Genomic DNA, 24399 nt, shown 5'->3' on the forward strand with positions numbered 1-24399 from the left:
GCTTTATGTAAGTTGAATCTTGCCGAGGTTGGTGGTTGTTCCTTCTGCCACCCTCACCTCCTTCAAGACATTCGGCTTCCGGCTGGCTCCTCGGGCAATTTCAAGCTGAACCTGAAACTCCGGAATTCGCCCTCCGCGAAAAGCCAGTACCGCCTCCCCCCGCTCCGTTGAGCGGGTTTGCTGAACGGGAAGCAGCAGCGCGCCTCGATTGAACGCGTGCTTCACCGGATTCTCCAGCCTGAACCGTTTCTGGCTCTCCAGCACCTCCGCGATTCGGATGACCTCCTGCGTTTCCTTGGAACTTCGTCCGCGCAGCAAAAAACAATCGCCTACGCTGATTATTCCCGTTAAGGAACCCAAGATCAGTTCGGTATCTCCTTTGTCAATTTGATCCAACATCAACCGAGCAGCGGCGCATTCTTCCGTAAGCATGGTCGCTGTCAACGACGCATCCTTCATCGGAGCCCCCTTCTCATCCTGCAGGACAACTCTAATGAGGCCTGTGCCAGGAGAAAACGGATAAGAGGGCAGCGGCATAAGCTGCACAAATTGAAAAGAATTCGCTGTCCCAATCGAGATGCTGCGTTGTTCGGGAAAATAATGCTCTGTGTTGACACAGAGCGTATAATCGCCCTGCGGCAAATCACTAAATATATAGGAGCCGTTCGATTTGCTGATTGCTTTCGAGCGGATACCATCAAGATAAACTGTGGTTGCTGTGCCTAGTGGAGCTTCTGAGGTAAGTGAATCGGATATGCACGCGACCAAGGATACGCGAGTTTTCAAATGAGCGACGCGAATGTGCTCCAACGCGGAAGCCTCCTAACCTTCTATACGAAAATCGCGTTCCAAAACCCGTTTTGTCGTCTTAATACGCGTAGAGTCGATATTTACAGGACCAACTGAGTAACTGACTGAAAGTCTATAGGGCGTGTCGGCAAAATTCCACATGTTAAGCATGCTGCCGCCTGTAATAGGATCCATAACGATGCGTACTTCTTCGTCCTTCTCTGCCAATGTGCCCAGCGTCATGGAACCTCTCAATACAGAGTTATCATAGAGAACCTGCATAGCTCTTCCAAGAATTCTATGTTCATCCAGCGCTCTGGACTGCAATTCGGCGGGAGACTGTGCCGTTAACAGGTAGCAAAGCTCTACAGCCATCGGCGGATATTGAATCTCATTTGTGCCTCTGGCAATCATTTGCGTACGCCGATTGTCCCCGCTTTCTTTAATATTATAAAGAAAGAGAGAAAGATAGAAGTCCCCTTTATCAACTGGCGATGCAAGGCCGATCATCTCCGGTTGCGGGATAGGGTCTGGAGTCATATTTTCTCTAAGCAGCTTAATTAATGAAGCGCTGACATCAGCAATTACCGAATAGTCGCCTATGGGGTTTCACTCCTGCCTGGTACGTTCCGAATCTATGACCTGCTTCACAATTTAAACGTAGAGATTGTGTCAAATCGTGTACCTTTTTATATTATAATTGTAATTCATTAGGATGACTATAAGATTCTTTTTGTTACTTACCAAGTTCATCTATTGAACTTTTAATCGCACTAACTATCGCACTATCTATGTCGGAGGAAGGGATCTACAGTTCGCTATTCTGTGAAAAACGTCCTATGTATTTAACGTAGCGGATCATGAGTGCGCTATTGTTCGAAAATGAGGGTCTTGGCTGTCGGAAACATTAAAATAACGCACTCTAGTTCCCCTGACTCATGGAATCTAACATTTATTGGGCAAATAGCGCACGGCAGTTCCTCGAACTCAGAAAATTATAGATTTTAGCGATAACCCGTATATTAATAGGATTCCCACTCTTGACGAGCAAGGATTTTCCCCGATTTCTGGAGCTCGTGACGAATAGATTTGATAATGTGACGCATTCGAATCGGCTCCCCTGCATCGGCTGCCAGGAATGCGGACGAAATAACTACATTCTTGATGTTGCCTCCAGCGATTTCGTAGTTATGCGCCAAGTATTTGAAGTCGACGTCGTCATGGATCGGGGCAGCTGCCGGAAACATGGATCGCCAAATCATTTCACGGTACTCACTGTCTGGAAAAGGAAATTTAATGACATAATTAATTCGCCGCAAAAAGGCTTCGTCGATATTGTTTAACAAGTTCGTCGCAAGCACAGTAATGCCCGAATACTCCTCCATTTTTTGGAGAAGGTAAGCCGTTTCGATATTCGCATATTTATCATGCGAATCCTTCACTTCGGACCGTTTGCCGAAAAGCGCATCCGTCTCGTCGAAGAAAAGCACCGCATTGCTGAGCTGCGCCTCCTCGAAAATCTCATGCAGGTTCTTCTCGGTCTCGCCAATGTACTTGCTGATAACCTGCGAAAGATCGATTTTGTACAGCTCCAGTTGAAGCTCACCCGCTACAACCTGCGCCGACATCGTCTTCCCCGTGCCCGGCGGGCCGGCGAACAGCATGCTCAGGCCTTTGCCGTAGGCCAACTTCTTCTCAAAGCCCCAGTCGCCATAGACGACGCTGCGGTATTTCACTTGATTGCAAGCATTACGCAGCTGATCCTTCTGCTCCGGCGGGAGAATCACATCCGCCCAGCCGTAGCGCGGCTCGATGCGCGACGCTTTGCGCTCCAGCTTGTGCAGCGCCTGCTGGAAGCACGCCTTATAGAGCGCCGCCGTCTGCAAAGGCGCAGCGGCTTCTCGGGAGCGCTCATCCGGCTCCCGCTGCCAGGCCGAGTAGCCTCGCGCCAGCGTTAGCGCTCTGCGGATTTGCCCGGGGGTGAAGCGGAACTTGCCGCTCATCACCCGCCAATCCACGTCAGCGCTGACGCCAAGCTCCTGCGCGAACGTCTTCCATAGCCGCTCGCGCTCCCCTTCAGCCGGCACCTTCAATTCATGTTCAAGGAGCAGCCGCTCCTTGGGCTTCCACGCCAGCCTGATTGCCCGGCCGGCGAGCAAGAAGACAATTCCGCCGTAACCATCCAGCTGCTCGTGGAACTGATGCAGCCGCTGCTGCGCAGCGTGATCCGGCTCCTCCGGATAGAGCGATTCCAGCCGTGTGAAACACAGCATGGCTTGATGCAGAATCGCTTCGCGGATCATCGCGCTCAGCCGGTCCTCGAATCTCGTCGCTGCCAGAAGCACTTCCGCGAGATTCACAACAAGCAGCGGCTTGCCGAAGTGACGGCTGCAGTGCTTGATCTGCAGCTGCTTGCCTGCGCCGGCAGGCCCCCAAACATGGAAGGCCAGCCGCTTGCGCATGGCTGCCGGTGCTTCATAGGCTTCACGAATGAAAGCTTGAAGCCGATCTTGGAAATCCGCTTGAACGAGCAGCGGCTCCAGTTCACCGTCTGGGTACACAATGTCCACAGAGGGCTTCAGCTTCGGATCCAGCTCGCCCGAATCGAGCAGGAACGCGATGATTCGCTTATCCAGAAGCAGCGGCCTGGACAAGAGTGTTCTGCTCCCCGTTTCCTGCTCATTAGAGCTTAGGAAATATCGCGCCAACCTGCCCGCTGGCGCCGTGAAGGTCGTTCGCGCCGACCTTGCCTCCTCCGGGCTGGCGCCGGCGATTTGCAGAGCAAGGCCGATGTTCGGCGTTTTGCACGTCAGATCATCCTGCAGAAAGCCGAAAATCCGTTCATATTTACGATCAAGTTCTATAGCCAGTCCAAGCATAACAATGCGTTCCTCGATGAGAGACAAGCCAAAGACTGCAGATACATACGCTAGCGGAAGGAAGACTCCTGCCTGTTTACTCGCTTGCAGACGCTCCTGTATGCGATTTTCCCAATGGTCAATGACGCTCAGCAGTTCATCTTCATCACCGCCAGCCAATGGTTCCGCAGGAAGCCCGCCAAGTAACCGCATGAACTCGTCCTCAGAAACAAACATCCCGCGAAACGCATCCGTTTGCGGGTCTGGCGTCTGCATTTGACGACGTTTATATAGAAGCTGAAGCTTTTGATCGATCAAAGTAAGCTCTTCCGTGTAATGCTCCCACGCATGTTTGTAGCCCTGAACTGACATAATCCTCCTGATATCCAACCATTCTTATTTTTTGGTGCCCGATTTGGCCATGTAAATGTTCTTGCCTAAATGAGGTATTTTTCTTTACAATACTTGTACTAGTTTCTACCCATGTTCCTTCGGTGCTCGACTACCGATTGCTACCACACAGGAAGGGGCCTCATCAAAGATGGAACAGCTCCAGCTCAATGACAACGTTTGGAACCGCAAGCTGATTCACATGTTATGGTGGATCTTGTTGATATATGAAGTCGCTGCCATGCTTGGGTTTTTCTTCGATTACTACGATAACCCGGATCACTGGTCCTATAGTCTGCTTCGTTTTCAAGTGCTGCCAACTTCCTTGCAGCTCATACTCATGGCCTTTGGTTATACGGCGAAGCGATATCTGCCCAATTATAGTGATTTTATCATGATTATATGGACAATGACTATGGTTTGTATCTATCTCGTCACCATACCGGAATTGGCGAACAAGTACGGAATATTATGCATTCCTATTATTTTATCCTCCGTATATTTCCAAAGAAAACATATTATCTTTTCTTATATTTTAGGTCTCTTATGTTTTACGTGCATAATTACTTGGAATACGTATCGCGGAATGGCAATTACTCCTTATCAAGTCATTGTGTCGGCTACCGTTATCTCCGCGTCAACTTTCGTATGCTTCGCTATTATGAATAAAGGGCTCGATCTCATTACCCAGCTTCAAATTTCTACCCGCAGAGAACAGGAGCTGCTTATACGCAATGTGATGATCGAGCGGTTATCCAAGGTTGATGCGCTCACCGAACTGTTCAATCACCGTTCTTTCCAAGAGCACACGGATCATCTCATCTCGCATATGCCTTATGATACCCCATTGGAATTAGCCCTCATGGATATCGATAATTTCAAACATATCAATGATACCTATGGTCACTGGGTTGGCGACGTCGTCCTCAAAACAATAGGCTGTACGCTAAAAGAGGTCATGGGTACAGATGATATGGCCTTTCGATATGGAGGCGAGGAATTCGCCGTTATTTTCGTCGGCAAAAAGCACGAGGATGTGTTAGCTTTATGTGAGCATTTGCTGCAAACCATACGAGATTTGGCTATCCCTGAAATGCCAGAGCAGCAGTTGACCATGAGTATCGGACTTGCTTCATACAATCGCAGTACCAAGAAAAAAGCGTGGTTTCAACTCGTTGACGAATGCTTGTATTTGGCCAAGAGAAGCGGCAAAAATCAGATTTTTGCGCAAATGAAGAAATAGCAACCAAGCTTGGAAATGAACATTTCCAAGCTTGGTTTTTTTGAGTGAGGACTTTTACTTCTTCGCCTCATACATGAATTTGGCTGAATAGGCAAATAATAGCCAAAATCAAATGAGGTGGTAGTAGCCATGTGCACATCAATATCTATACTTGCCGACGTGTCTGAACTCGTCAGAAAGTTCCACATCGATCGTCTGTTGTCTTACAATTCCAACCGCTATGAGATTCGTCCTACCGAATCCATTTCGGCTATTATGACCAATCGGAAGGGAGAGCGGCTGCTCGATGAGTTTCGCTGGGGTCTCATGCCTTTCTGGGCAAGAGAGGCTGTATGCGGGGATCGCGATTCCGTTTTCACCAATGACGTCTTCAAACGTATTGTAAGCAAACAGCGCTGCGTCATTCCTTGCACCAGCTTTTATGTAAGCCGTACCGAGGGGAAGGAAACCCAGTGGATCAGGTTTAAAATGCGCAGCGGCACATTCGGCATCGCAGGCTTGTATGATGTGTGGAAAGCTCCCTCCAGCGAGGAGGAGCTGCGCACGTGCATGATGCTAATGACGGAGGCGAATCCACTCGTCTCGCCTTTTCACGTCAGCATGCCTGCCATTCTGGATCAAGAACAAACGGCGATGTGGCTGCAGCCGGAACTGAAAGATCCATACGAGCTCAGATCTCTGCTTCGTCCTGCGGACGATTTGCTCATGGCAGCAAATGTGCTGTCATCTCCTGCGGAGAAGATGGAAACCAGCGGAGACGTGAGCGTGCTTATTTAAAAAGAAAAAGGGTCTCCTCTGTCGACTTCCATGACATTGGCGGCCCTTTCGTGTTCCGATCTTACTGCGCCTGTTTATCAGGGACTGCAGGCAGCTCCCCGCCCTCGGCAATAATGCGCACCCCTTCCGCGCAAACCCCATAAGACTGCCACCTGCAGGTGGCGCACAAGTGGCCTATGTCGCTCGGCGCAACATGCTTGGCAACCTGCGTGCAGATACTGGACCAGCTTCGCTCCATACCTACCTGCAAACCAAGCTTTTCCACAATCTCGGCATCTCTTTGGTAAACCGTTCTTCCTTCGCAATGCGATTCCTGATCCTTCGGATAGGCCGCACATAGATCGTCGGGTCCTAGAACGATCCGTATGAGGGTCTCAGGCTGACTGCGAAGCGTCTCATAAATTGCGGTCATATTTTCGCAAAACTGTGCCGAATATCCCATTCCCCTATAGCCCAGCAAGCAAAGCAGATGATGACCACGGAGCCCTATTGCCAATGCCATGCCCTCCTTCCGCCATATATTCATTCAGGTCATGTTTATTGAGGAGCCTTCGTTTGAAGCAACTTTAATCCCATCCCAATAAAAATAATGCCTGTAATTTTGTTTAAATAGTTGCCTATTCGCTGGCTGCTTCTTATTTTTTTGGTCATAAACGATGAAAAACAAGCAATAAATAAACACCACAACAAGCCAGTAAGCGTAAAGGTGAACCCTAGAATCATAAAAGGAATCGGGCCAGAAGCCCTCGTATCAACAAATTGCGGGAGAAAGGCAATAAAGAACAAAGAAACTTTCGGATTCGTAAGACTGGTCAAAAGCCCTTGTATATATATGTTTAATATGCTTTGTTTACTGGAATCAGAAGCATGAAAGTTGGCATTGGATTTATCCAAAAGCATTCGAATCCCTAGGTAAATTAAATAAACAACACCGATTATTTTAATGATATTGAACAGGATAAGGGATTTTGTAAGAATGATGGATAAACCGAAAGCAACAAGCAACGTGTGGATGATTGAACCGCTAACGATGCCAAAAACCGAATACACACCGGCATTTCGCCCCTGAGAGACACTTCTTCCGACGATATACATGGTGTCAGCGCCAGGAATCAGATTTAAAAGAATGCCTGTCAACAGAAATACCTCGTAGTTCATGATTCCGTTCATATCTACACCTCTTTCGTCAGTTCATAACCTGGTCATCATTGCCATTAGACATTCAACAATCACGCCTGTATCGCTTTAGCCAACGAAGCTAATTTGACGATCGTATTCCAGTTACGCGTCGTCGCTATATCGCCGAGCTTTTGGACATTGCTTGCGAGCTTGGAATCCAGCACACTTTGGCGGAACAGGAAGTAAATCTCCCGCTCCAGTATTTGGAATTCGTCGATTTCACTTTTGTTTTTATTCAAAATGTCGGTCGTTTGCAGCGGAGGCACTTCCGTTAGCAAGGAAAGTTGTATGCTCTCTCCTTCCACCAAAGCGTCTGCGGCATACGGACAAGCTGTAATAATACGATCCAGTTCCTCGGCTGTACGCAGCACGACTGTAGGTGAAATGTTAAACACGCTGCTTATTTTCTGCTCAATGCGCTTGTGAAGCGGCTCCGCTGCCTCCTCAGAGACCAATAGAAAGTTGCCGCTTTGCAAATACGTCTGCACACTGGAAAAGCCCATCGTCTCCAGCGTTCGTTTTAAATCAGCCATCTTGAGCATGTTCTTGCCGCCAACATTAATGCCACGCAGAAAACCTATGTATATCGTCATTAAGCTATCGCTCCTTTGTTCTATGTACTTTCACGTTTTTCTAAAGGCAGAAAAAGCCGCCCGTCCTCAGGCAACAGGCAGCTTTTTCTTTTATTTCCGGTCGGCACGGGCGTCCGGCACACGATACAGGCCATATCCTTGCAGAGGAACAATAGGGTTCTCGTCGATAACCAAGCCCGCGGATTCAGCATGCATGGCAACATCAACGAGCCAGCGCGTGAAATCAGCGACATTCATCGTTTCCATTTCTTCCAGACTATAAAATCCTGCCGCATCCACCTCGACGCCATCCGGTTCGGGATCTCCGCTCACATATTCCATCTCAAAAGCAATGTATAGATTATGTATGCTTCTTGGCAAATCGCGTACAGCTATTAATCTAGAGACAACCGCTTCCACGCCTGTTTCTTCAAGCACTTCGCGCTGAATCGTATCATGGATCAACTCCATTTGCTCAATGTAGCCGCCAGGATTCGTCCATCTGCCTTTACCAGGCTCCTGAGCTCTGCGCACAAGCAGCATTTTCCCTTCTCTCATGACCAGCGCACCAGCGGCAACACTGTAATTTCCCCAATGGACATAACTGCACACGGTGCATGCTCTTCGTGAGGTTCCGTCAACATCTCTAGTTTCTAATGCTGCCCCGCAGGACATGCAGAATTTGGCTTCCATCGCACTCCAACCCTTCTATTTCTGCCCTAGCTCCGCCGTATAGGTCTGTTGATTCCATGAAATTTCAATACCGAGAAGCTCGGCTAACGCTCGGATACTAACGTAAGCTTTGCCGTAAGTGATCATGGTCTTCATTTCAATTTCCGGCGAATCCTGATGAATAAGGGTCTGTTGACCGCGGAGCTGCAGGCTGATGATGCGATTCTCCGAGTCGTATCCCACCTTAGCCCCCAACGCTTCAGAGGTTTCTCTGAGCGGAAGCCACACATGACCATTCTCCTCATCATAATAGACCGGCGAATTTAAGACAATCGGCCTTCCATTCATTGTAACACGGATCGGATGCATTTCCTGCACCTCAATCACGGATTCAGTAATGATAGCCTGCTTCGTTGGACTAATGACGTACAAGAACAACTGTTTCGGGCAGTTCACACAAACACTGGTAAACAATGAAGATTGTAAAGCTTGAATGAGCACAGGCTGTTCAGCAGTCGGGTTAATGACCGTCGTAATCCCATAGTTGTCATAGGCAAATTCGTCCGTTCTGACCTGGGTAAGCGATGCTTGAACAACCGGTTTTAAAGCTGGAGAAAAATCAGCAAAGTTAAGTATGCCGCTTGCGTTTTCAGGTGTCAATGTGCCGGGAAAAGGAGCCGCATAGGCATAAAGCTTGCCTTCATCCCCTTTGAAAAATCCAATATCGCCATGCTTCAGGGCAATGGGGGCGGCCAACAGCAAATCATTTTTCACTTTGCTGAGGAGCGAAGCGTTTTGGGCATCAAGAACAAGCATGTACGCATCAACAAAAACAAAAAGCTTATCCTCGCTCAACGCGATATAGGAGATGGCAGGGCTCGTCACTTCAGGCAAAAGAGGCTGAATATCCACAGTTTTCGCCGCTCCAGCTGCATCAAAGCTGACGATTTCGTGAGAACGCAAATCGGTCGTTACAATACCTCGGGGTGTGCCGATCGTATCGCGCATTGTTCCTTGCAGTATAGCCCAGTACGTACCGCTATTGCTTCTAACGATATTTCTGGGACCTTTGAGCGAGAAGGGATGCTCGATTAAGGTTGGAATATTTATTTTTTCGAGCAGGTTTCCCTCTGCATCCAAGCGATACAATGTATCGGTGGGGGGTGTTTTCCACAATTTTTCTGGCTCAACAGTTTCACTTCCCAAGGGTGAATAAGGTCTTTCGAGTGTGGTTGTTGCGAATACGCCGACGGAACCGTCGCTGAATGTATAGGCTGTGCGAAATTGAGAGCCTTGGTCTGCCTGATAGACAGATGCGGTCACGTTCTGATTGAAAACCAGATCCCCGTTAGGATTAGCAGGGTCGACGAAAGGATCTGCCGCTGCAAGCGCAGCTCGTGGAACAACGAATGTCGCTAACGCAACAGACAGCGTCAAAATAAGACGCTTGAATCGCATGCATGGTGCCTCCTGTCGCATAATTGGGTTTTTGATATGTCCTACAAATCATAGACGTAATAGCATTGTAAAAGTTTTACAAACAAGGAAAACGCCTCGCGGCGTCCTTGGTATAAACCATATGTTCGCGCATGAGGAGTGGGTTGGGTATGGGATTCCGACCGCTGTTAAAGTCGTGCTCCTTGACTGGACAAGGCGATGCGAACACGACTTTAAAGCGGCCGCTATGGCATTTCCACCCCAGACCATCCCCTCTGTTCTACTTTGAGCTGCCTTCTACTTCTCTTTTCCATCACGGGTTATCGCCCAACTGTAACGACGGAACTAGGGTGCGCTATTTCTTTAAACTTCCTGTATTTTAATAGTGACAAGGAACTGTGATGCGTTAAACAGGTAATTGCTAGCGTGAAACTCCTCATTTCTTTTGCATAGCGTACTGTAGTTCCGCGAAATGCCCATTCAAGCCGTTATGACTAGCCATAACGCACCGTAGTTCCGCTAGCCCGCTCATGATCACGTCTTTCAAAAAATCCAATGGTTCGGTGAACCGCTTACAGTGCCATCTCTTTGCCTCAGGTCCTCATCTAAACTCATACGTTTGAGCATGGGGAGGGAGCCGGATATGAATTGGAGATGGGGTTCCGACCGCCTTTAAAGTCGTGTTCCTTGACTGGACAAGGTGGTGCGAACACGACTTTAAAGGCGGCCGCTATGGGTTTTCCACCCCGCAACCATTCCCTCTGTTCTACTTTGAGCTGCCTTCCACTTCTCTTTCCCCTAACCTGTCTTCCATCCGGTATTCCTATCCATAAACACCCCTGTAAGACTCCGGGTACATTCCGCCTACAACAAGCTTCGCAAGGAAACCGAGAAGGTACTGTCGGACCGCCTATTCACCATGCACAACGATATCGGCGGAACTACGATGCCTTATTCCACGGTAATATCCCTTTTCTCCCCCTGAAGCGGAACTGTGGTGCGTTAAATCAGCGAAAATCGTACCTACAACCCAGCATTTCCTGCTCATAACGCACGGTCGTTCCGCGAAACTGTCCCTACAACCGAAAATCCCCCTATTAACGCACCCACGTTCCGCTCACCTGCGCAAAAAGACGATCTATCCCAGTCGAAGCAGTATTCCAATACTCCAAACCGCTACGGCACTTCCAGATCGCACCTGCGTTCCCCTCACCCGTGCAAATAGACGATCTATCGCAGATCGAGGCGACGTTTCAATACTCCAAACCGCTGTAGCACTTCCGGATCTTCTACGTCCATCCTGCCAAATGCTCGTACCACACGATACGTGCGGAATCTCTCCGCCCCGCGAGCTCATAAAACACAAATAAACCCGGCGCTGCTTTGAAAGCCAAGGCAGCAACGGGTTTACCCATCCTCACACCAAGAACATCGCCACAACCGTTGTGACAGCAAGACCGAGGAGCACTGGCTTCAAATTCCGTCTCGCCAGCTCGAACGGACTCACCCCGCAAATAGCTGCCGCAGGGATCAGCGCCCACGGAATCAAAGTGCCGCCACCAACCCAGATGGCGGCGACTTGCCCGAGCGCCGTTAGCGTAGCCGCTCCGGAGCCAAGGGCGGTTGCGAACAATTGGGCAACCGATCCTGCGAGGGAGATACCAGAGAAGCCGGAACCGTCAAGGCCGGTAATGGCGCCAGTGGCCGTTAACGTCACAGCGCCAACCGCACCGTTCAGCGGCACATGCTGGGCAAGCGCGACGCCGAGATCGTTCACGATTCCGTGCGAGCCTTGCGGAAGCACTTTGCCGAAAAGTTCCACGAAAGCGGAGTCGCCCAGGTAGAAGAAAGCGGCAATCGGAATGACAGGGCCGAAGACTTTGAACCCGAATACGAAACCATCGATTAGATAGGAAGTCGTTTGTTCTAATCCATCATTACGATGCGCAAGCAGCGTCACAGCAATGAGAATGAACACGGCTGTACCGCCGACCAGCGCAGTCGCATCGCCACCTTGCAGATTAAGAACGAACATCGCTATTACGTCTGTGGCGAAGAGCAGCGGAATCAGGATAGCGAGCCATTTCCTAACCTTGGGCGCAATCGAGACCTTGGCATCCGCCTTATCGCTTCCCGCCCCCAAAGGGCCTCCGCCAGAAGCGCTCGCAACCAGACCGTCCTTCCACGTCCCGTTTTTGATATCTCTTCGCATCATCCAGAACGCCGTAATGGTCGTGACGAGACCCATCACAATAACGAGCGGGATGCTCGCTTCCATGACCGCCGTCACCGGCAGGCCGGCGGCATCCGCCGTCAGCTTCGGCGCGCCTTGAATGATGTAGTCGCCGGAAAGCGCGATACCATGGCCGAACAGGTTCATGGCCATAGCCGCTCCAAGCGCCGGCAAACCGACTCGCACAGCTACTGGCAGCAGCACAGCGCCGATCAAAGCCACAGCAGGCGACGGCCAGAAAAAGAACGACGTCACCATCATGATGATGCCGATCCCCCAGAACGCCAATGAAGGCGTTCGCAAAAACCGGGTCAACGGCGCAACCATCGTTTCATTGATGCCGGTTCGAATAAGAACGCGGCTCATGGCGACGATGATGGAAATAATCATTATGGTGCCCATCAGCTCTTTGGTGGCATAAATAAAGCTGTTGAAAACCCCTGATACCGAGCCGCTTAGCGTCTCTGTGGCAAGCAGCCCAAGGGCGAAGATACCGACAACACAAATCATCGTCGTATCTCTTCTCTTGATGAGCATTGCAAGAATAAAGCCAATAAAAACCAGATACACCCAATGAATCGGCGATAATTGAATGTCCATCGGAAATCACCCATCCTCTCTTTACACACAACGACTAGTGCTACATTGTATGCGGAGATCTGGGCGTGGGTTCGCGTGAATATTCTGACAGTTCAATCCTGACCAGCCCTTGTCACAAAAGAAGGTGTAACCTGTGGTACAATAAGGAGAGCTGGTAAAACCAAAGGAGATATTAACGATGGCAAGAAACCACCGATTAGTAACGGATATTGATTTTCAGGAGGCGGTTGAGCGGCAGGCCAACGTGCGTGTTTTCAAAGACGACCATATCGTGGACTCCGATGCGCTTATCGTAAGATTCAGCGATACAATGGTTGTCATCCAAACGCGCGTTAGCGAATTGACGTACTACGATCGCGATGCGTGCGAATTTTTTGAAATGAAAAAGCGCTAGCCCGAAAGAGCAACTGCCGCCGCAATCGGCAGCCTTGTTCACTAACGGGAATAGGAGGAGGACGTAGCCCAAGTGAAACGTGGGAGCGTCCTTTTTATTACATTTCTGAAGTCAGTATTCTCTTTTATTGCCTTTCTTTACGAATTCCCAATCCACTTCGATATTCTTTCTAACTCTGTGCAGCAGATGAAACAGTGCTTCTATTTCTTTTTTGGAGAACCCCTTCAAAGCAACCAAATCGGTGTGATCCGCTTCTCTCTTCAGAAAAGAGTAGACTTGATTCCCTTTTTCAGTCGAATACAGCCTATTCAATTTTTTGTTCATTTCATCATCTTTTTTTTCAATAAAGCCTTGGATTTCAAGTTTTTGAATCGCACGAGCTACCGTTGTACGATCCACCTTAATCATCTCCGCCAGCTTTTCTTGAATAATTCCTGGATTTTCGTAGATGCGAACCAAATATAAATACTGCCCTTTTGTAAGATTTATTTCCTTGAACTCAATATTACTTACTGAATCCAATGCTCTCGCGATCATTCCAACTTCACGAAGTATCTCTCTCATTCGATCACCTTCCCGTCATTATTATTGCATTATCAACATGCAAATACAAGTTGCATTTACAACATAATATTTTTTTAATATACTTGTTATTGTCGTTGGTTTCATTATGACGATTTATGCTAAAAAAATAAATGCAGAAAGGAGTGAGAAAGATTAATCCCATAAAAACTGGATGGTCAATGTGAACATTTCCTGGCCTATTTACAATGGGCCAACTTCAAGCAGAAGGGTTTTACAAAAAACTCGGTTATCGAACTAAATATAAATTGGAGAGTGGAATTTATGGAAATCAAAGTCGATGATTTGACCGGTACTGAAATAATTGCATTGGTCAGTGAGCACTTACAGAGCATGCTCGAACAATCCCCGGAAGAGAGTGTGCACGCGTTAGATTTGGATGAATTAAAGGCGCCGGACATTACCTTGTGGAGTGCTTGGGAACAGGGAGAGCTCTTAGGTTGTGGTGCTCTTAAAGACCTGGGTGACCATCACGGTGAACTCAAATCAATGCGTACTTCTACAAAGCATCTCAGAAAGGGCGTCGCATCTAAATTGCTCGCTCATATCATTGAGGAAACAAGACAGCAAGGCTATCGCCGTCTGAGCTTAGAAACAGGTTCTACTGAAGGTTTCACAGCCGCCAGAAAATTATACGAACAATTCGGTTTTGAATATTGCAGTCCGTTTGCGGATTACCTTGAGGATCCCCACAGTGTATTTATGACAAAAGAAATTACACGCTAATTTTTAATTAGAACATAAAATAGCCCATTTCCCTGTTAAGTTGAACTGAAGAAGCTTTCAATTAACAGATATGGGCTTATTCTGGCTTTTGATGTTTTATTCCAAATGTGATGAGACAAGCTGCCTTGTCAATTCCAATGTTACAGGTATTCCTCCGACACCAAAATCAAAGTCACCCAGAGGTATTATCATACACCATATATTTCTTCCATTCTTTAATCGTGTTTTATCACTAACAGCAATGAAAGCATCAGTAATTTCAGAAAATAATTTCTTTTTTATTTCTTCATTGAAAGCATTTGCAAATCCGTAAATCTTTATTACAACTTTATCCTCATTGCTTTTTTCACCCCCGACGTATAAAGTGTCGAATTCCTTAATATCCAGTAGCGCTATTGAACGTGAAATAGGATTGTCTTTCAAACCTTCTGATTCAATAAGGATTTTTGTCAACTTCATTGACAAAGCAGACTTTTCCTCATCTGTAATGAAATTCTTATTCATTGATATTTCTGCATATGGCATATTTTTTCTCCCTTCCGTCATATAAAACCAGTGAGTTAATCATTTCTTCAACTATTTCTAGGGCATTTAATAAGTAACTGGGTTTATCCGTTGACTTTGACAAAATAATTCCTCCCTCAAATAAAGTTATCATCATTTGAGCGGTCTTTTGTGATTCAGCCGTATGAATAATTTCCCCGCATGATTTCCCTTCTTCAATGATTGAGATCAGGTTATGCTCCAGACGATGAATGACGTCCAATGCAAGCTTATACAAAGCAGGATGGGTGTCATCAGATTCAATCAGAGTGTTTGCAATCGGACAACCACCATTATCAATAATATCTTTATAAATTTCCCTATACACTTTAGGAAAAACAAGCAATTTTTCTATTGAATTTTTAGCTCCTTGTAAATTGCTATAAATCTCATCTGTAATTTTGTTAACATTGAATAAAAAACAGTTCGCCGCAACGTCATCTTTATTTTTAAAATTACCGTATATGCTACCTTTAGTAAGTTTCGTTGCACTGGTTAAGTCTGATAAAAATGTTCCCCAATAACCCTTCTTATTAAAAATAGGTGATGTTTTTTCAATTATATAAGCTTTTGTTTTTTCTGCTTTGTTTGTATTCATACCAAAATCATACCGTACGGTATATTTTGTGTCAAGTGTAGCAGGATCTATCGCAGATCGAAGTGGTTTTCCGAAGATCCGCACTGCGGTCACTTTCGGATAAACGAAAAGATCACTAACCATTCGGGGTTAATGATCTTTCGTTTATTTGGTTAACTTTCCTTTCCAGGACATGATCCCGCCCTGCAAATGAGATAATTCATTGAAACCATTCTTTTTTAAAATTTTTGACGCTTGTTTACTTCTCATTCCACTACGGCAATATAGATATAGGCGCTTATTATTTTGAATTTCTCCAACTCTTCGTTTCATTTGGGACAAAGGGATGTTGATCGCTCCAGGAATGTAACCTTGCTTGACTTCGCTGGGTTCACGTACATCAATCAGGATATGATTGCGATTTCCTTTCAATTCTTCTTGAAACTGATCCGGCGATAGGTTTTTCAACCCTTTTACAGAAGCGAATCGGGAATAAATAAACCAGAATAACAACACGATTGCTACAATATTAACAATGGATTGATAACCCATAACCTAACCTCATTTCTGATTCTTAGCGGCTTTTAACTAACAATTCAACGGCCTGTTTAACTAATGCGCTTGAATCCCGCCCTGTTTCCTTTTCCTCAAGAATACACTGCTCCAAATTGACCGCAACAATGTAAGCAATCGCTTTATCCGCGGCGCTTCTGACAGCAGAAATTTGGCTAATAACATTCTTGCAATCTTGTTCTTCCTCCATCATGTTTAAGACACCGCGGATTTGGCCTTCCACCCGCTTTAATCTCTTTTTAACATCATCATCGTATTTCATCTTCTGCCTTCCTTCCATAAATACCTGTATAGGTATATTATTGCTGATATCTCTACCGGAAACAATAAGAAGGGGGCGAATGGAATGTTATATGAATAAATTCACTTTAGCATCAGCGGCATCGCCCAAATAAGCGGCAACACCTGCATACTGAATTCCATCCAATAGCTCTTCCTGCTGTAATCCAAGCAAGTCCATTGTCATTGTACAAGCAATCAGTTTAACGCCTTGTTCCTGCGCTAATTCAATGAGTTGAGGCAGCGACAACGCATTATGCTTTTTCATTACATGTTTGATCATCTTCGGGCCCATACCGCCAAAATTCATTTTTGAAAGTCCGAGTTTTTCTGCTCCCCGAGGCATCATTTTACCGAACATTTTTTCAAGCAGCCCTTTTTTTACAGGAACTTTTTGATCTTTACGGAGTGCGTTCAGCCCCCAAAAGGTAAAGAAAATCGTCACCTCGTGGTCATAAGCCGCAGCCCCATTTGCAATAATAAACGCAGCAATCGCTTTATCCAGTTCTCCACTAAAAAGAACAATCGTTGTTTTTTCTTGATCTCCCATGTTCCGCACCTCTCCATATACTCCATGATTAATGATTGGAAAGCTACCACTGAATGCTCAGCGGTAGCCCCATCGTGTCAGGATCCTTTCTTTACAATAAACGTGAAAACACCATTCTCTTCTTTCGCGTCAAGAAGCTCGTGTTTCGTTTGATTCACCCAAGCTTGGAAATCCTTCATCGAACCTTTATCCGTCGTGTGCAGCTCCATGATCTGTCCAGGATTCAAAGAATCAATTCCTTTTTTGGCTTTAACAATCGGCATTGGACATGCCAATCCTTTCGCATCAACTACTAAATTTGTCATTGTAATTCCTCCTTATGATTTAGAAATTCAGGCTGACTTGAGCGTCAAAAGCAAAATCTAAAAAGGCCGCGGCGCCTCCAAGCTCAACACCATCGATAAAATGTTCTTTTTCCCATCCCATTACATCGATTGTCATCTGGCATCCAATAAGACGGACGCCTGATTCTTTGGCAATTTCCATTAGCTCTCCAATTGAAGGGACATTTGCCCGTTTGAACCCTTTGGCCAACCCTTCATTGCCTGGTTTCAGTTGCAGCATTTGTTCCGACTGTTTATGAATGATAGATAGACCTTCGAATGTGAAGAAAATTGCAACCTCGGCATCCAATGCCGCCGCCGCTGTGGCGATATTCAAGACTTTGTAAGCTGTTTCGAGTCCACCCGTCGATGCGATAATCGCTACCTTCTTGTTTGACATCATAATCCCATCCTCTATAAGTTTTTAGTCTGCTTCGATATCGTGAACCCACTCAGACATACCTGGCATTACATTCGTTATTTTTTTGAACCCTCGTTCGGCTAGCATTTGGCAGGCCATGTCACTACGATTGCCGGCTCGGCATACAACGTAATATGCACTGTCCGGATCAAGCTGCGCCATTCTTTCTTCAAGTTCGCCCAAGGGAACAGAGATAGACCCGGGGATACGTCCGAAAGCATATTCGGCCGGTTCGCGCACATCAAGAATATTCAATTTTTCTCCCGCGGCCCCTTTAGCGTGGAGTTCGTTATTGGAAACCGTATGCGGAAACTTCATCTCCGCCTTTGTTTCAGTGGCTTCAGCCTTTCGGATGAAATGGCGGTACACACCATTCTCCTCTCTTAATCCAACGTAATGGTGCCCAGTACGGCTTGCCCATCCTTTCAAGTCCGCTACTGATCCTTTATCCGTAGCACGAATTTCTAATACTTCGCCTGGAACCATATCATCCATCGTTTTTTTCGTACGAACCACCGGCAGCGGACAAGCAAGGCCTTCACACTCAAGTGTTCGATCAACGTGCAATGCCGTCATAAATGATTACCTCCATCATAAAATTCATATTTATTTCCTTATTTCCCGGATTTGACTTCTCCAGTCCAATGGGACATGCCGCCGCTCATATTTACAACCGAATAGCCCATGGAAAATAAATAGTCGCAAGCCGTGCTGCTTCGATTGCCGCTTCGGCAAACAATAATCGTTTCTTGTTTAGGGTCCAATTCATTAAGCGCTCGAGCGATTTGCCCCAGAGGGATATGTTTGGCGCCTTCAATATGCCCTGATTCCCATTCATCCTGCTCCCGGACATCGAGGATAGCTACATTCGGCATCTGCTTCATTCGATCCAATACGTCACTTGGCAATATTTCACTAAAGGGCTTGTTAGTCATTATGGTTTCCTCCTAATTTGTTGGATTTTATTCATCATGAACCGCGCAACGGTTCGGACCAATTTCCATTTCCCGTTGTTCTTCAATCGCAGGAGATATTCTGCCGATGTTCACTTGCCGTATGTCCTGATAAGCATTCGGTTGTGGCGGCAGGTTCTCAGAAACAGTGCGTCTGAAGACCGATTCATCCTGAATGTTTAACCCGGGATTCTCTTTATATAAGTCGCCAAGACGTGCAGCCACTGCCCCTCCGGCACCTAACTCCGTAATCTTGCCGAAATGAGCAGGAAGTACGATTAAATCGTCGGAAAGCTGCTTATAGCGTTCATACAATGTCGTTCTTAGGTCAGCAACCCAGTCTTCCGCTTTTCCAGCCAGATCAGGGCGACCGATTGACTTAACGAATAAAATATCACCCGATAGCAAATAGGTTTGATCAATAATCAATGATGTGCTTCCAATCGTATGACCCGGAGAATAAATCGGCTGGATGCTGATTTCTGTATGGCCGACTACAAGCGGGATACCTTCCTCAAGCTTTTCATAATGGAAAACTACCTCTGTCGCATCTTTTGGCGGAAGCCAGTAGGATCCCTTCGACTTTTCAGCTAGCAGTCTGCCACCGGAAATATGATCGGCATGGAGATGCGTATCGATGGTATGCTTAATCACTGCATGATGTTCTTTGGCGAAATCCTCGAACACGTCCGTCATTCGGACAGCATCGATAACAGCAGCCTCACCATTTGAGATGACCATATAAGACAAACACCCTTTGCCTAAGCGGACAAATTGGTAAAGCATGCCTCCGTCCCTTAAGTCAGCAATCTTTACAGGTTCGAGATGTTCGCTCCAAGCTTTCATGCCACCTGTCAAATAAGAAACATTGTGTATCCCGTTTTCAATGAGCTGTTCGGCTACGAACTTAGATGAACCTTCTTTGGCGCAAACAACCAGCACCTCCTGGTTATCCGGAATGCGATCAAGAATGTCCTCAACACCTTCAAGAAGTTCAAAATAAGGAACGTTCATGATATGAACATTTGCACCTTCGATTTTCCAATCGTTGAAGTCACTTTCATTCCGAACATCCAGAATAAAAATGGGCGTATCGCCTAAAACTTTTTTAGCTAACTGAGCTGCGTTCATTCCATGTAATTGATTCTCATTCATTGATAGTTTCCTCCAATTTATAGGGTCATCTAATTCTAAAATAAAATAGAAATCCATATTTTAATGACTGTCGCTGTGATTAAAGCAGCCAAAATCCACTGAAGGACTTTCGTGTTGATTTTTTTGCTTAGCTTGGCTCCAATCGGGGCTGCAATTGTACTTGCAAGGATGAGTACTATAGAAGGAATCAAAAGCATGTGCCCTCCAAGCAACTTCCCTGTAGTAGCGCCGATAGAGGATATAAAAGTTATTGCTAAAGATGAAGCAATCGCAACTCTGGTAGGAATCTTGAGAATGACCAACATGACTGGAACGGTTATAAATGCACCCGCGGCGCCTACGATACCGGAAACTGCCCCGATGATAAGCGCAAAACTAATAGCTAGCGTTTTATTAAATGACACCTGACTCAAATCTTGGACATCCGTTCCTCGTTTAGGCAAAAACATCATGACAGCGGCAATCAGCGCCAAAACAGCATAAACCAGATTGATCCATGTACTTGGTAAGGCATTCGATACAAAGCTTCCAAAAAAGCTGCCTGCAATAATGGGAATTCCCATGTAAAGGACTAAGGATTTATTAAGAAGTCCTCCATTTCGAAATACAAGCATCCCCATTAAACTTGCGAAGAATACCTGAACCGCACTTATTGCAGATACTTCCTGTGAGGTGAAAGCCGTAAATCCCAGGGCCGCTGGTATAAACAACAACATTGGATAGTTAATAATGGAGCCACCGATTCCCACCATTCCCGAAATAAACGAGCCAACGAACCCAATAGTGAAAATAGTTATGATCCATGTTAAATCCATAAGGCACTGCCTTTCTTTTTTCATTAAACGCAAGGTTAAATCTCAATCAATACCCATGGGGGTATATAAAATTGCAAAAAAAATTTTTTTATTATCTTACCCATTTACCTGTAAGTCCACTACCTCGCTTTCGTATAATACTTATACCCGTATGGGTATGTAAATACAATAACAAAGATCTTCTTTAGAGTCAAGCCCACTTTTTCAATGTGCAGCTCCAAGCAGAATAGACCGCCGATTGTTCACCGGCAGCCTACTATTTTTTTAGCAACTGACTACGCTATTGGAGCCAGCAAGAATTGAACGAATGAACACCTGTTCGCAGGCCTTCCGAACCTAACCCCATCGTTGCGCTGCCAGGCTGCTTTCACTTAGGATGAACCATCCAGCGGGTAGGACGAGAGTTGAACAAAGCGGAATCCAGCTTTTTGCAAGACGGGAATCGCCTTCATCACGCCTTCCGCCGTATCTTTCTCCGGGTGGTTCATATGCGCCAGGACGATGGCGCCGCTTTGCGCTTTCGTTAGTGCCTTGAACACCTGCTCCTTGTTGTACGTGGCGCCTGCATCGCCAAGAATATTATAGCCCGCCGCTTGGAAACCCAGATCATGAACGATTTGCAAAGCGACGTCATCATAGAAAGCGGTGCCCGATCGGAAAAACAACGGACGCCGACCTGTCAGCTTCTCGATTTTGTCGGCGTTCCCCGTGACTTCCTCTATCGCGCCGCTCACATCGCGGGTCCCTGCAAGGCCATACGCCGCTCTGCCTGTAACCGACAAAGGCCGGTGCTCCGTGCCGTGATTCTCAATCTCGAACAGCGGATTGGCCGCGAGCTTCGCGAAAGTCTCGGGGTTCGCGTCGATCCATCTGGCATTCATGAACAACGTAGCCGGAATCTGCTCTTTGACGAGATAATTGATCAGCTTCTCGTCATAGCCGCTGCCTTCCTTGCCGCCGCATGCGTCGAACGTAAGGGCAATGACGTTTTCTTTGGTTTGCAGGTGCGTGCCTACGCCCGGCAAGCGCTCCCCCCATTTCTGCGGCTTAACCGCGCTATAGCGAGTGAGCAGCGCAATCAAGCTAGTTTCATTTGCCTTGCTTCGCTCAACGGAAGCGCTACCAACTGCTTCTGGAGCAGTTGGAGCGGCTGCATCCGTTGGCATAGGAGCTTGCGTCGACGATCCTAATATAGGCTCCGATGAGTTGCTTGCCGCAACGGCCGCGGCGGGTGTGCCGCCAGGGCCAATAGATTCAGCGGGCCCATTAACTAACCGATACCCGCCTGCGGAGTCACAGCCGGAAACAACCAGCAAACCTAACAGAAAGAACAGGATAGAGCGTCCTGTTCTTTCTCTCACTTGTGCTTTCGCCAATCTAGATTACTCTTGCTAAGCAGATGTCCAAAATCGTTCTCAAGCCTTTTCTCCTCGGCCTTGCGCGCGGCTTCCGCCTGCTCTCTAGCGACTTCCTTACGCGCCTGTTCTTCGGCTTTCATCGCATCTGACTGCGATTTCAGCTTATCGACAATGTCAGGCCGCAGCAGATCCTTGAGCGTTGCCGGTTTATCCTGAACACTTGTTTCCGAAGCAGCTGCCGACCATTTTTTCTTACCCATATGATCACCTCAGTTTCTACCCACATTATTCAAGAGGTTATTGGAAAAGTCAATGTCTACTCGTGCAAGTGATACGGCACTGTCGCTACGACAATATCCTTATCAGATTGCAGCTTTGAGCGAATGCGCGAAGCAGATTGGTTATGAAGCAGGCGATGCCACCATTTTTTCGGAATGAACTGCGGTAAAATGACCATAATGGACTTATTCTCGGACACATGCGTATCAATGCGTTCAATAAATTCGGCTAACGGCTTCACGATCGTTCGATAGCGTGATTTGAAGACAACCAGACGGACGCCGGGATCCCACTTTTTCCATTTTTCTTCAATCGCCGCTTCATCCTCATCGGAGAACGAAACATAGAACGCAATCACATCCGGGGATAAAGATTTGGCATAATTCAAGGAGTGCGCCACAGCCCGGTGAATCCCCGCTATTGGCACAATAATGAGAGGCTCCTTGGTGCATACGCGTTCCTGTTCGATATCAATGCGCAGTTGCTTGGCAACATCGTCATAGTGATGGCTGATCTTTGTTATCACCCAGAGCAGCAGAGGCGTTACGATGATAACAATCCAGGCGCCTTCGGTAAATTTAGTAAAGCAGAAGATGAGCAAAACAATAAAGGAAACTAAAGCTCCCAATCCATTTATTAGCGACTTTCGAAACCAGCCAGCGATGCGTTCCCGAACCCATTTGCGCACCAAACCGCTTTGAGCCAGTGTGAAGGACAAGAATACGCCTATCGCATACAGTGGAATGAGTCCATCGGTCTTTCCTTTAAAGACCATCAACAGAATGCTGGCGAGTACGCCCAACGTGATAATCCCGTAGTTAAAAGAAAGCCGATCCCCCCGGAAAGAAAACATGCGCGGGAAATTTTTGTCCTGGGCCATAATGGAAGCCAGAATCGGGAACCCGTTAAAGCTTGTATTCGCAGCTAATGTCAAAATCAGCATTGTCGCTATTTGCGTCGCATAATACATCGTGCCGCGGCCAAATGCCTGCTCGGTGACCATGGATAAGACGGAAGTGTGCCCATTGTGATCAGGTGTGATCCCGTACGCCAAAGCGAGCAGCGTGACGCCGCCGAAAATAATCGCAAGCAGCGTACCCAGGGAAGCCAGCGTTCTCTTGGCATTTTTCACCGAAGGCGTGCGGAAATGCGGAACAGCATCCGAAATAGCTTCAATCCCCGTCACAGCCGAACATCCAGATGAGAATGCCTTGAGCAGAACGAATAGCGTCAAGGAATTCGTCATCGAGCTTGGCACGAGATGTACGGGCTGTGTATGTGCGGCACCAGTAAGCAAATCGAAAAGTCCTTTACCCACTAACAAAAGAATACAAAGTATGAAGAAGTACGTGGGAATCGCGAAAATTGTACCTGATTCTGAAGTCCCTCGCAGATTCAACCAGACCATCAACCAAACAAGCAGCAACGCCATTGGAACAATGTAAGGCACTGTGATCGGGAAGGCAGACGTAATCGCCTGCACCCCGGCAGAAATGGATACGGCGACGGTTAGCGTATAATCGATCAACAGCGAAACCCCTGTAAGCCGTCCCCACACCATTCCCAAATTCTCTTTGGAAACCATGTAGGCGCCGCCGCCCTGCGGATAAGCCTCAATCACCTGCCGATAGCTGATAACTAACAGCACGATTAAAGCGATGATAGAGATCGCAATCGGCAGCGAGAACGCAAATGCGGCCACACCCACTGTCGCAAGCTCTAACAGAATCTGCTCCGTGCCGTATGCCACAGAAGACAAAGCATCTGACGACAGGATGGGCAGCGCCTTCCAAACTTGCATTTTCTCCGATTCCATTTCGCTGGATTTCAGCGGCTTGCCGAATACAATTTTTTTGATCGAATCACTGGTCATTCTCGGTAGTTCCTCCAATTAAACTTAATGATAGAGTTAATTTGCCCATTTTAGGCGCAAAAAAACACAAGGTTAGACCTTGTGTTTGACACGCGTTCTCCTTCTCACAATCGCTTACGAGGTTAGCTGTCGGATTCGGGCTGCGAGAAATCTGCCCTAAGTCGGTACGAAAAGCACGTACCTCTATTCACCCCATGGAACCTTTGGTTCCCCCGCTTTTCTTCTAGAAAATTAAGCGAAATATTCAA

28 protein-coding genes and 1 riboswitch are annotated in these 24399 nt (G+C 47.0%); of the genes, 4 read left to right on the forward strand and 24 right to left on the reverse strand.

From position 1 onward, the window contains the following. Positions 1-3: 3 nt before the first annotated feature. The 3 genes from ABRS97_RS17135 to ABRS97_RS17145 all read right to left on the reverse strand — a co-directional run bounded on the left by ABRS97_RS17135 (position 4) and on the right by ABRS97_RS17145 (position 4019). On the reverse strand, positions 4-810 hold the full coding sequence (locus tag ABRS97_RS17135; protein ID WP_367815884.1) for a peptidase associated/transthyretin-like domain-containing protein: 807 nt from the start codon (positions 808-810) through the stop codon (positions 4-6). A 12-nt stretch (positions 811-822) separates the two neighbouring features. Continuing rightward, positions 823-1392 (reverse strand): Pvc16 family protein, encoded by a 570-nt coding sequence (locus ABRS97_RS17140; RefSeq protein ID WP_367816017.1) that lies wholly within the window; start codon positions 1390-1392, stop codon positions 823-825. 419 nt (positions 1393-1811) lie between these two features. Continuing rightward, the gene (locus tag ABRS97_RS17145; RefSeq protein WP_367815886.1) at positions 1812-4019 is read right to left on the reverse strand and encodes an AAA family ATPase; all 2208 of its coding nucleotides are present in this window, start codon (positions 4017-4019) and stop codon (positions 1812-1814) included. Positions 4020-4188: 169 nt separating this feature from the next. Between ABRS97_RS17145 and ABRS97_RS17150 the strand changes: the two genes are divergently transcribed. Beyond that, the gene (locus ABRS97_RS17150; protein ID WP_367815888.1) at positions 4189-5280 is read left to right on the forward strand and encodes a GGDEF domain-containing protein; all 1092 of its coding nucleotides are present in this window, start codon (positions 4189-4191) and stop codon (positions 5278-5280) included. A gap of 129 nt (positions 5281-5409) precedes the next feature. After that, positions 5410-6057 carry an SOS response-associated peptidase gene (locus ABRS97_RS17155; protein ID WP_367815889.1) on the forward strand — a complete coding sequence of 216 codons (648 nt, stop codon included), beginning with the start codon at positions 5410-5412 and terminating at the stop codon, positions 6055-6057. A 61-nt stretch (positions 6058-6118) separates the two neighbouring features. Here ABRS97_RS17155 and ABRS97_RS17160 read toward each other — a convergent pair whose 3' ends face one another. The 6 genes from ABRS97_RS17160 to ABRS97_RS17185 all read right to left on the reverse strand — a co-directional run bounded on the left by ABRS97_RS17160 (position 6119) and on the right by ABRS97_RS17185 (position 12750). Continuing rightward, a complete protein-coding gene (locus ABRS97_RS17160; protein WP_367859121.1) occupies positions 6119-6559 on the reverse strand; it encodes a DUF1284 domain-containing protein in 441 nt (146 codons plus the stop codon). Between the two features lie 35 nt (positions 6560-6594). Continuing rightward, on the reverse strand, positions 6595-7227 hold the full coding sequence (locus ABRS97_RS17165) for a LysE family translocator (protein WP_367815893.1): 633 nt from the start codon (positions 7225-7227) through the stop codon (positions 6595-6597). Positions 7228-7286: 59 nt separating this feature from the next. Next, positions 7287-7829 carry a DUF1697 domain-containing protein gene (locus tag ABRS97_RS17170; protein WP_367815894.1) on the reverse strand — a complete coding sequence of 181 codons (543 nt, stop codon included), beginning with the start codon at positions 7827-7829 and terminating at the stop codon, positions 7287-7289. 90 nt (positions 7830-7919) lie between these two features. After that, the gene (locus ABRS97_RS17175) at positions 7920-8501 is read right to left on the reverse strand and encodes an NUDIX domain-containing protein (protein WP_367815896.1); all 582 of its coding nucleotides are present in this window, start codon (positions 8499-8501) and stop codon (positions 7920-7922) included. Positions 8502-8516: 15 nt separating this feature from the next. Then, positions 8517-9938 carry a copper amine oxidase N-terminal domain-containing protein gene (locus ABRS97_RS17180; protein ID WP_367815898.1) on the reverse strand — a complete coding sequence of 474 codons (1422 nt, stop codon included), beginning with the start codon at positions 9936-9938 and terminating at the stop codon, positions 8517-8519. A 1396-nt stretch (positions 9939-11334) separates the two neighbouring features. Continuing rightward, positions 11335-12750, reverse strand: a complete 1416-nt coding sequence (locus ABRS97_RS17185) for a hypothetical protein (RefSeq protein ID WP_367815900.1) — start codon at positions 12748-12750, stop codon at positions 11335-11337. Positions 12751-12928: 178 nt separating this feature from the next. Here ABRS97_RS17185 and ABRS97_RS17190 point away from each other — a divergent pair, with 178 nt between their 5' ends. Continuing rightward, positions 12929-13144, forward strand: coding sequence for a hypothetical protein (locus tag ABRS97_RS17190; RefSeq protein WP_367815901.1), 216 nt, complete (start codon positions 12929-12931; stop codon positions 13142-13144). A 111-nt stretch (positions 13145-13255) separates the two neighbouring features. On the opposite strand, the gene ABRS97_RS17195 is transcribed toward ABRS97_RS17190, so the two are convergent. Next, on the reverse strand, positions 13256-13708 hold the full coding sequence (locus tag ABRS97_RS17195) for a MarR family winged helix-turn-helix transcriptional regulator (RefSeq protein ID WP_367815902.1): 453 nt from the start codon (positions 13706-13708) through the stop codon (positions 13256-13258). Between the two features lie 282 nt (positions 13709-13990). On the opposite strand from ABRS97_RS17195, the gene ABRS97_RS17200 reads away from it, so the two are divergent. Further along, entirely contained in the window at positions 13991-14452 is a 462-nt protein-coding gene (locus tag ABRS97_RS17200) for a GNAT family N-acetyltransferase (RefSeq protein ID WP_367815904.1), read from the forward strand. A 96-nt stretch (positions 14453-14548) separates the two neighbouring features. Here ABRS97_RS17200 and ABRS97_RS17205 read toward each other — a convergent pair whose 3' ends face one another. The 14 genes from ABRS97_RS17205 to ABRS97_RS17270 form a co-directional block, all read right to left on the reverse strand. Further along, a complete protein-coding gene (locus ABRS97_RS17205; RefSeq protein WP_367815906.1) occupies positions 14549-14977 on the reverse strand; it encodes a tautomerase family protein in 429 nt (142 codons plus the stop codon). Further along, positions 14949-15593 (reverse strand): TetR/AcrR family transcriptional regulator, encoded by a 645-nt coding sequence (locus ABRS97_RS17210; RefSeq protein ID WP_367815907.1) that lies wholly within the window; start codon positions 15591-15593, stop codon positions 14949-14951. Before ABRS97_RS17210 ends, ABRS97_RS17205 begins: the two co-directional genes overlap by 29 nt. A 144-nt stretch (positions 15594-15737) precedes the next feature. Then, the gene (locus ABRS97_RS17215; RefSeq protein ID WP_367815909.1) at positions 15738-16124 is read right to left on the reverse strand and encodes a rhodanese-like domain-containing protein; all 387 of its coding nucleotides are present in this window, start codon (positions 16122-16124) and stop codon (positions 15738-15740) included. 22 nt (positions 16125-16146) lie between these two features. Next, entirely contained in the window at positions 16147-16407 is a 261-nt protein-coding gene (locus ABRS97_RS17220; RefSeq protein WP_367815911.1) for a metal-sensitive transcriptional regulator, read from the reverse strand. Positions 16408-16494: 87 nt separating this feature from the next. Continuing rightward, complete coding sequence (locus ABRS97_RS17225) at positions 16495-16974, reverse strand: DsrE/DsrF/DrsH-like family protein (RefSeq protein WP_367815913.1); 480 nt, start codon at positions 16972-16974, stop codon at positions 16495-16497. Between the two features lie 77 nt (positions 16975-17051). After that, the gene (locus ABRS97_RS17230; RefSeq protein ID WP_367815915.1) at positions 17052-17279 is read right to left on the reverse strand and encodes a sulfurtransferase TusA family protein; all 228 of its coding nucleotides are present in this window, start codon (positions 17277-17279) and stop codon (positions 17052-17054) included. A 19-nt stretch (positions 17280-17298) separates the two neighbouring features. After that, a complete protein-coding gene (locus tag ABRS97_RS17235) occupies positions 17299-17697 on the reverse strand; it encodes a DsrE/DsrF/DrsH-like family protein (protein ID WP_367816018.1) in 399 nt (132 codons plus the stop codon). A gap of 24 nt (positions 17698-17721) precedes the next feature. Further along, a complete protein-coding gene (locus ABRS97_RS17240; protein WP_367815917.1) occupies positions 17722-18294 on the reverse strand; it encodes a sulfurtransferase TusA family protein in 573 nt (190 codons plus the stop codon). 38 nt (positions 18295-18332) lie between these two features. Next, a complete protein-coding gene (locus tag ABRS97_RS17245; protein WP_367815919.1) occupies positions 18333-18653 on the reverse strand; it encodes a rhodanese-like domain-containing protein in 321 nt (106 codons plus the stop codon). A 27-nt stretch (positions 18654-18680) separates the two neighbouring features. Beyond that, positions 18681-19802 carry an MBL fold metallo-hydrolase gene (locus ABRS97_RS17250; protein ID WP_367816020.1) on the reverse strand — a complete coding sequence of 374 codons (1122 nt, stop codon included), beginning with the start codon at positions 19800-19802 and terminating at the stop codon, positions 18681-18683. Between the two features lie 59 nt (positions 19803-19861). Continuing rightward, the gene (locus ABRS97_RS17255) at positions 19862-20641 is read right to left on the reverse strand and encodes a sulfite exporter TauE/SafE family protein (protein WP_367815921.1); all 780 of its coding nucleotides are present in this window, start codon (positions 20639-20641) and stop codon (positions 19862-19864) included. A gap of 371 nt (positions 20642-21012) precedes the next feature. Beyond that, the gene (locus tag ABRS97_RS17260; RefSeq protein WP_367815923.1) at positions 21013-22017 is read right to left on the reverse strand and encodes a polysaccharide deacetylase family protein; all 1005 of its coding nucleotides are present in this window, start codon (positions 22015-22017) and stop codon (positions 21013-21015) included. Next, positions 21999-22259 carry a YqkE family protein gene (locus ABRS97_RS17265; RefSeq protein ID WP_367815925.1) on the reverse strand — a complete coding sequence of 87 codons (261 nt, stop codon included), beginning with the start codon at positions 22257-22259 and terminating at the stop codon, positions 21999-22001. The genes ABRS97_RS17260 and ABRS97_RS17265 overlap by 19 nt, the downstream gene beginning before the upstream one ends. Before the next feature lie 56 nt (positions 22260-22315). After that, positions 22316-24151 carry an APC family permease gene (locus tag ABRS97_RS17270; protein ID WP_367815927.1) on the reverse strand — a complete coding sequence of 612 codons (1836 nt, stop codon included), beginning with the start codon at positions 24149-24151 and terminating at the stop codon, positions 22316-22318. A 96-nt stretch (positions 24152-24247) separates the two neighbouring features. Beyond that, positions 24248-24399, reverse strand: a riboswitch (cyclic di-AMP (ydaO/yuaA leader).

The sequence above is a fragment of the Paenibacillus tabacirhizosphaerae genome, from assembly GCF_040812395.1.
GTDB lineage: Bacteria > Bacillota > Bacilli > Paenibacillales > NBRC-103111 > Paenibacillus_E.

Coding starts and splice junctions, on each gene's coding strand:
- ABRS97_RS17145 (WP_367815886.1), bottom strand. CDS start 4,019: ATGTCAGTTCAGGGCTACAAACATGCGTGGGAGCATTACACGGAAGAG.
- ABRS97_RS17150 (WP_367815888.1), top strand. CDS start 4,189: ATGGAACAGCTCCAGCTCAATGACAACGTTTGGAACCGCAAGCTGATT.
- ABRS97_RS17155 (WP_367815889.1), top strand. CDS start 5,410: ATGTGCACATCAATATCTATACTTGCCGACGTGTCTGAACTCGTCAGA.
- ABRS97_RS17160 (WP_367859121.1), bottom strand. CDS start 6,559: ATGGCATTGGCAATAGGGCTCCGTGGTCATCATCTGCTTTGCTTGCTG.
- ABRS97_RS17165 (WP_367815893.1), bottom strand. CDS start 7,227: ATGAACGGAATCATGAACTACGAGGTATTTCTGTTGACAGGCATTCTT.
- ABRS97_RS17170 (WP_367815894.1), bottom strand. CDS start 7,829: ATGACGATATACATAGGTTTTCTGCGTGGCATTAATGTTGGCGGCAAG.
- ABRS97_RS17175 (WP_367815896.1), bottom strand. CDS start 8,501: ATGGAAGCCAAATTCTGCATGTCCTGCGGGGCAGCATTAGAAACTAGA.
- ABRS97_RS17180 (WP_367815898.1), bottom strand. CDS start 9,938: ATGCGATTCAAGCGTCTTATTTTGACGCTGTCTGTTGCGTTAGCGACA.
- ABRS97_RS17185 (WP_367815900.1), bottom strand. CDS start 12,750: ATGGACATTCAATTATCGCCGATTCATTGGGTGTATCTGGTTTTTATT.
- ABRS97_RS17190 (WP_367815901.1), top strand. CDS start 12,929: ATGGCAAGAAACCACCGATTAGTAACGGATATTGATTTTCAGGAGGCG.
- ABRS97_RS17195 (WP_367815902.1), bottom strand. CDS start 13,708: ATGAGAGAGATACTTCGTGAAGTTGGAATGATCGCGAGAGCATTGGAT.
- ABRS97_RS17200 (WP_367815904.1), top strand. CDS start 13,991: ATGGAAATCAAAGTCGATGATTTGACCGGTACTGAAATAATTGCATTG.
- ABRS97_RS17205 (WP_367815906.1), bottom strand. CDS start 14,977: ATGCCATATGCAGAAATATCAATGAATAAGAATTTCATTACAGATGAG.
- ABRS97_RS17210 (WP_367815907.1), bottom strand. CDS start 15,593: ATGAATACAAACAAAGCAGAAAAAACAAAAGCTTATATAATTGAAAAA.
- ABRS97_RS17215 (WP_367815909.1), bottom strand. CDS start 16,124: ATGGGTTATCAATCCATTGTTAATATTGTAGCAATCGTGTTGTTATTC.
- ABRS97_RS17220 (WP_367815911.1), bottom strand. CDS start 16,407: ATGAAATACGATGATGATGTTAAAAAGAGATTAAAGCGGGTGGAAGGC.
- ABRS97_RS17225 (WP_367815913.1), bottom strand. CDS start 16,974: ATGGGAGATCAAGAAAAAACAACGATTGTTCTTTTTAGTGGAGAACTG.
- ABRS97_RS17230 (WP_367815915.1), bottom strand. CDS start 17,279: ATGACAAATTTAGTAGTTGATGCGAAAGGATTGGCATGTCCAATGCCG.
- ABRS97_RS17235 (WP_367816018.1), bottom strand. CDS start 17,697: ATGTCAAACAAGAAGGTAGCGATTATCGCATCGACGGGTGGACTCGAA.
- ABRS97_RS17240 (WP_367815917.1), bottom strand. CDS start 18,294: ATGACGGCATTGCACGTTGATCGAACACTTGAGTGTGAAGGCCTTGCT.
- ABRS97_RS17245 (WP_367815919.1), bottom strand. CDS start 18,653: ATGACTAACAAGCCCTTTAGTGAAATATTGCCAAGTGACGTATTGGAT.
- ABRS97_RS17250 (WP_367816020.1), bottom strand. CDS start 19,802: ATGAACGCAGCTCAGTTAGCTAAAAAAGTTTTAGGCGATACGCCCATT.
- ABRS97_RS17255 (WP_367815921.1), bottom strand. CDS start 20,641: ATGGATTTAACATGGATCATAACTATTTTCACTATTGGGTTCGTTGGC.
- ABRS97_RS17265 (WP_367815925.1), bottom strand. CDS start 22,259: ATGGGTAAGAAAAAATGGTCGGCAGCTGCTTCGGAAACAAGTGTTCAG.
- ABRS97_RS17270 (WP_367815927.1), bottom strand. CDS start 24,151: ATGACCAGTGATTCGATCAAAAAAATTGTATTCGGCAAGCCGCTGAAA.